The following is a 5,852-nucleotide window of genomic DNA, read 5'->3' as shown; positions in this document are numbered from 1 at the left end:
GGTCAGCGTGAGCGTGACGGTTTTGGCTTGGGGCTCGACGGTGACGTTGGTGACGGCGTTCGCGACGCCATCCACGAGGACCGTAAAGGCCCCGTTGGCGGGTGTGTGGGTCGCGTCCGCGTCCAGGTTGCCCGTGTCGTTAAAGCTGAGTACCAGTTGGGTACCGTTGACCGTGGCGCTGTGGAGCAGCGGGGCCACGGTATCTCGGGTGTCCACGGAGTAGTTGGCGCTGGTGATTTCACTCTCGCCGGCGTTGCCGGCGTTGTCGGTCACCCCGGCGAGGTCTACGTTGAAGACATTCGACGGGGCGTTGATGCTGGCCGTGGGCGTGAAGGTGGCCGTCCAGACCGTGCGCTCGGCGTTGGCCGCGGGCTGGCTCAGCGTGCCGTTGGTGCACGTGATGTCTCTGGTGTCAAAGCCGTTGACGGGCTCGGTGAAGGTGAAGGTGACGGTGGTGGTCTCGCCCGCGGTGAGCGCGCTGTCGGCGATCGCAATCCCGACGGTGAGCTCACTGTTGGACACCCGGGGCGTGGTGTCCGTTGGCGCTGGTGTGTTGTTCGTCACCGCAGTGGCCGCAAAGCTGGGCGCGTCGTTGCCTGAGGCATCCTGTATCGCGTTGGCATCGTTGCTGTCCGGGGAGGGGTCGGCGTAGGCGACGGTTACCGGCTGACCGTGCGTGACCGCCGTGGTCAGCGTGAGCGTGACGGTCTTGGTCTGGGCATTGACGGTGACCTCGGTGACGGCATTCGCGACGCCATTCACAAGCACCGTAAAGGCCCCGTTGGCCGGCTTGTGGGTCGGGTCCGCGTCCAGGTTGCCCGTGTCGCTAAAGCTGAGCACCAGTTGGTTGCCGTTGACCTTGGGGCGCGCGTCACCGATGGTGATCAACTGCGGGGAAACCATGTCCAACAGGTTATTGACCACCACCGTGGTCGGGATGCTGGCCAAGCTATTGCCCTCCGTGTCCCGTATGCCCTTGGTGTCGTCGAGCGTGCTGTCCTGGTAGGCGATGGTCACTCGTTGACCACCAATCACGGGGGTGGTCAGAGTCAGTGTGAGGCTCATTCCATTCACGGCGACGTCGGTGACGGTGTTGGCTACGCCATCCACGAGCACCGTGAAGTCCCGGTTGGCTGGTCTGTTGTTGTGGTTCTCGTCCAAGAGACTCGTGTCGCTGAAACGGAGCGACAGGTGGGTGTCGTCGGTGAGCTCGGGGCGATCGTGGTCGTGGGTGGGAGCAAGCAACTGCGGAGCCGTGGTGTCCCGTGTGTTGTTGGTCACGGCCCGGTCGCTGAAGTTCGCTGCGTCGTTGCCGGCAGCGTCCCGCACCCCATGGCCGGACGTGGGTTTGGCGTAGCTGACGCGCAGCATCTCGCGGTGGACCACGGCGCGGCTGAGCGTGAGCGTGACGGTCTTGGCCGCCCCGTTCACCACGGCGCTGCTCACGGTGATGGCCGTGTCAGCGGTGCTGCTGACCGTAAAGCCTGCATTGCCCGTGAGCGCGGCCCCGTTCAGGCTGTTGGCTTCGGTGTACGTGAGCACCAACTGGTCACCGGTGACCGTGGTGGTGTTGATCACCGGGGCGTGGTGTCTGCTGGCGTGTTGTTCGTCACGGCCCGGTCGTTGAAGTCCACCGCGGCGTTGCCGGCAGCGTCCTGCACCCCATGGCTGTTCGCGGGCTTGGCGTAGTTGACGGTCACTGTTTCATTGCTGGCCACGGCGCGGCTCAGCGTGAGCGTGACGGTCTTGGCCGCCCCGTTGACCACGGCGCTGCTCACGGTGATGGCTGCGCCCGCGGTGCTGCTGACCGTAAAGCCTGCGTTGCCCGTGAGCGCGGCCTCGTCCAGGGTGTTGGCTTCGGCGTAGGTGAGGACCAGTTGGTTGCCGTCGACCGTGGCGGTGTTCAGCCCCGGGGGCGTGGTGTCGGCTGCGGGTGTGGTGTTCGTCACGGCCCGGTCGATGAAGTCCACCGCGGCGTTGCCGGCCACGTCCCGCACCCCATTGCTGGCCGCGGGCTTGGCGTAGCTGACTCGCACTATCTCACTGCTGGTCACGGCGCGGCTGAGCGTCAGCGTGACGGTCTTGTCGGTTGCGCTCACCACGGCGCTGCTCACGGTGATGGCTGCGCCAGCGGCGCCGCTGACCGTAAAGCCTGCGTTGCCCGTGAGCGCGGCTCCGTCCAGGCTGTTGGCTTCGGTGTACGTGAGCACCAGGTGGTTGCCGTTGACCGCGGCGCTGTTGATTGCCGGGGGCGTGGTGTCCGGTGTGTTGTTGGTCACGGCCTGATTGTGGAAGTCCACCGCAGCGTTGCCGGCAGCGTCCTGCACGCCATTGCTGGCCGCGGGCTTGGCGTAGCTGACGTGCACCGTTTCGCCGTTGGCCACGGCGCGGCTCAGCGTGAGCGTGACGGTCTTGGCCGTCGCGCTCACCACGGCGCTGCTTACGGTAATGGCCGTGCCCGCGTCGCTGCTGACCGTAAAGCCTGCGCTGCCCGTGAGCGCGGCCCCGTTCAGGTCGCTTGTGTCGGTGTAGCTGAGCACCAGTTGGTTGTCGTTGACCTTGGGGCGTGCGTCACCGGTGGTGATCAGCTGTGGGGCGGTGGTGTCGGTCGTCATGGTGCTTCGGTGATGGATGTGCGTTGGCTGGGGTTGGGTCGCGTATCCCTTGTGGATGGGGGATGCTGCGGGGGTGATTCCGGTAATCAGCGCTTGTTTGCGGCCTTGTTTCGAGGGGCGCGTGGCTTTCTGCCGGGGGCGTGCACCAGGCGGCCATCCCCCATGGGCAGGGACCGGCGACGCAGCCCGGACCATGGCTTGCATGCGCAGTCCCTGGGGAGGGCCATGAACGGTTTCTTGAATGCCTTGCATCCCTGCCGATCCGGCGAGGGTGTCGCCACGGAGCGATGCGGGTGGCGCGCAGGCCTGCGGTTGGCGTCAGACGGCAGGTCGCGCCCGGTGTCCTTGTCCGACCCCGGCGCGCGGGCGCCAGTGGGGGCGCGTTGGGCAGCCAGCCATGCAGTGGGGTCAGCAGTTCTTGCAGGGGGGAGGGGACGGTTCGGCCCCGTGCACATCCCCAGGCATCCATTCACCTCTGGCCCATGCGTGGTCAGGCGATGCATGCGAAAGAGGGAGCTCAACATGCCGCGCATCATGCGTGATGAATTGCAACTTCATGCCCGCAAGTGTCATGAATATTGCACTTCAATTCACCCCCTTGCGCTATTTCTACCGATCAGGTAGGCAGTGCGCTCCATGGCCGTGCGCACGCGGACTGCTGGTCTAGGTGTTTTCCCTGGGTCAACGGCATTCCAGCGCACGACAGCCTCGGCACGGCCTGCGCCCGATCACCAGGATCGGACGCATTGCCCAGGGCCTCCGCAATCACTGGTGCATGGAAAACGCGCGTGTCATGACCTGAAAATAGCAGCACATGAAGCTGCGCCTTTCTTGCGCTGGATGCGTTGCAAATCCTCCTGATGGAAGAAGTTATGGCGAGGGTTTTCTTCCTGCGATGGCGCGAAATGCAGCCGTTTTACTTTGTGCTGCTATTTGCGGGGCAGAACACCTGACGTGCCGTTCGACGAAGGCGCACGGACCACGGCGCCGCCAGCCGGAGCCTGATACGGCGCAGTGCCCTGAACCAGGCTGCTCCAGGCGAGTGACGAAAGCACCGGGCGCAAAGCCATGCGCCGGCGCAAGGGGCGCGTTCATGCTGCCGTCCTGTCGCGAGTGCGCCATCTTCTGGACGGGGGGCATGGACGGCGCGCTGGCCCGGGTGGGGCTAGCCATCTGATCGTTGGACACCGCGGGCATCGATGATTTCTTCAGAGCAAGAACCCGTCCTGCACCCCATCCGGCGCCTGCCCCACGATGGACAGCGGCATATTCCCTGCGGCGCCGGGCGCGGTGATGACGCCGTCGGCCGCGTCATCGGCGTCGAACGGTCCGCCATCCTTGATCTGGAAGTCCAGCCGCAGCCGCCCGCCTTGGTCCACCATCCTGCCGCCGTAAGGGCTGCTGGCCAAGTTCACCCAGGTGTCGGTGTTGTCCTGCAGCCAGTAACCGTTGACGTCCATCTGCGGATCCACGTACAGGCTGAAGGTCTCGCTGCTGCCGGCGGTGTCCAGCGCGGCTTGGAAACTGGTCAGCGCGATCGGCATCTCCAGCGCCCGGGGCGTTTGGGTGGGCACCGCCTTTTGCTCCAGACCGGTGATGCGGGCGTTGCTGCCGGAGGGAACCTTGCCGTCATGGCTGTCGGCCACCAGGGTGAGCGAGGTGCTGGAGCGGCTGGTCGTGGCACTGAATGAGGCGACTGCGGCCTGCGCGCTGTCCGGGATGCCGTCTCCGTTGCCGTCGCCGGTGAGCGCACCCGCGGGGCCGATGGCCTGATCTTCCTCGGTGTCGGACACACCGTCGCTGTCCACACGGTGGTTCGGTGCGGGCGTGAGGTTGTCCACGGTCTGGGGGCCGGAGTTTGCCGCGGGGTTGCCTGCCGCGTCCCGTATCGCGTTGTCGCCGCTCGCCGGCTTGGTGTAGCTGAGCGTGAGTGTCTCGTCGCTGGTCACGGCGCGGCTCAGCGTGAGCGTGACGGTCTTGGCCATCGCATTCACCACGATGCCGGTGACGGTGATGGCTGTGCCGGTGGAATTTCTGACCGTAAAGCCGGCGTTGCCCGGGAGCGCGGCCCCGTCGAGGCTATTGGCTTCGGTATAGGTGAGCACCAGTTGGTTGCCGATGACCGTGGTGGTGCTGATAACAGGGGGCGTGTTGTCCGTTGTCTCAGGCGTGTTGTTGGTGACGGCCTGGTCGTCGAAGCTTGCCGCGTCGTTGCCGGCAGCGTCCTGGACCATAGGGCCGGATGCGGGCTTGGCGTATTTGACGACCACGACCTCGCCGTGGGTCACGGTGCGGCTGAGTACGAGCGTGACGGTCTTGATTTTTGCGTTGACTACGGCGCCGGTGACGGTGATGGCTGTGCCGGTGGAGCTCCTGACCGTAAAGCCGGCGTTGCCCGTGAGCGCGGCCCCGTGGAGGCTATTGGCTTCGGTATAGGTGATCACCAGATGGCTGCCAGTGACCACGGCGGTGCTGATAACGGGGGGCGTGTTGTCCGGTGTGGCGGGCGTGTTGTTGGTGACGGCCTGGTCATCGAAGCTTGCCGCGTCGTTGCCGGCCGCGTCCTGGACCACATGCTCGGATGCGGGCTTGGCGTATTTGACGACCACGACCTCGCTGGGGGTCACGGCGCGGCTGAGCGTGAGGGTGACGGTCTTGGCGCTTGCGTTGACTACGGCGCCGGTGACGGTGATGGCCGCGCCGTTGGGGCTCCTGACCGTAAAGCCGGCGTTGCCCGCGAGCGCGGCCCCGTCGAGGTTATTGGCTTCGGTATAGGTGAGCACCAGTTGGTCGCCGGTGACCGTGGCGGTGCTGATAACAGGGGGCGTGGCGTCCGTTACGGCGGGCGTGTTGTCCGTTGTCTCAGGCGTGTTGTTGGTGACGGCCTGGTCGTCGAAGCTTGCCGCGTCGTTGCCGGCCGCGTCCTGGACCACAGGGGCGGATACGGGCTTGGCGTATTTGAGGATCACGACCTCGCCGCGGGCCACGGCGCGGCTGAGCGTGAGGGTGACGGTCTTGGCCGTCGCATCCACCACGGCGCGGGTGACGGTGATGTCTGCGCCCCTGGGGCTCCTGACCGAAAGCCGGCGTCACCCGTGAGCGCGGTCCCGTCGAGGCTATTGGCTTCGGTATAGGTGATCACCATCCGGTTGCCGTTGACCGTGGTGGTGCTGATAACAGGGGGCGTGGCGTCCGCTACGGCGGGCGTGTCGTCTGTTGCAGGCGTGTTGTTGGTGA

At 65.8% G+C, this 5,852-nt stretch carries 4 protein-coding genes; all 4 read right to left on the bottom strand.

The features are described from left to right. On the bottom strand, positions 1–1,578 hold a 1,578-nt coding region (locus tag VTU_RS30200), incomplete at its 3' end, for a SwmB domain-containing protein (RefSeq protein ID WP_040894206.1). Continuing rightward, positions 1,575–2,615: a SwmB domain-containing protein gene (locus tag VTU_RS0124105; protein ID WP_029554722.1), complete on the bottom strand. Its 1,041-nt coding sequence runs from the start codon at positions 2,613–2,615 to the stop codon at positions 1,575–1,577. The genes VTU_RS30200 and VTU_RS0124105, both read right to left, overlap by 4 nt. A gap of 1,208 nt (positions 2,616–3,823) precedes the next feature. Then, complete coding sequence (locus VTU_RS35510; RefSeq protein WP_010110206.1) at positions 3,824–5,650, bottom strand: SwmB domain-containing protein; 1,827 nt, start codon at positions 5,648–5,650, stop codon at positions 3,824–3,826. Then, on the bottom strand, positions 5,581–5,852 hold a 272-nt coding region (locus tag VTU_RS35505), incomplete at its 5' end, for a SwmB domain-containing protein (RefSeq protein WP_201766184.1). The genes VTU_RS35505 and VTU_RS35510, both read right to left, overlap by 70 nt.

The sequence above is a fragment of the Verminephrobacter aporrectodeae subsp. tuberculatae At4 genome (assembly GCF_000193225.1).
Classification (GTDB): Bacteria; Pseudomonadota; Gammaproteobacteria; order Burkholderiales; family Burkholderiaceae_C; genus Acidovorax; species Acidovorax aporrectodeae.
This window is presented reverse-complemented; position numbering and strand designations above follow the sequence as displayed.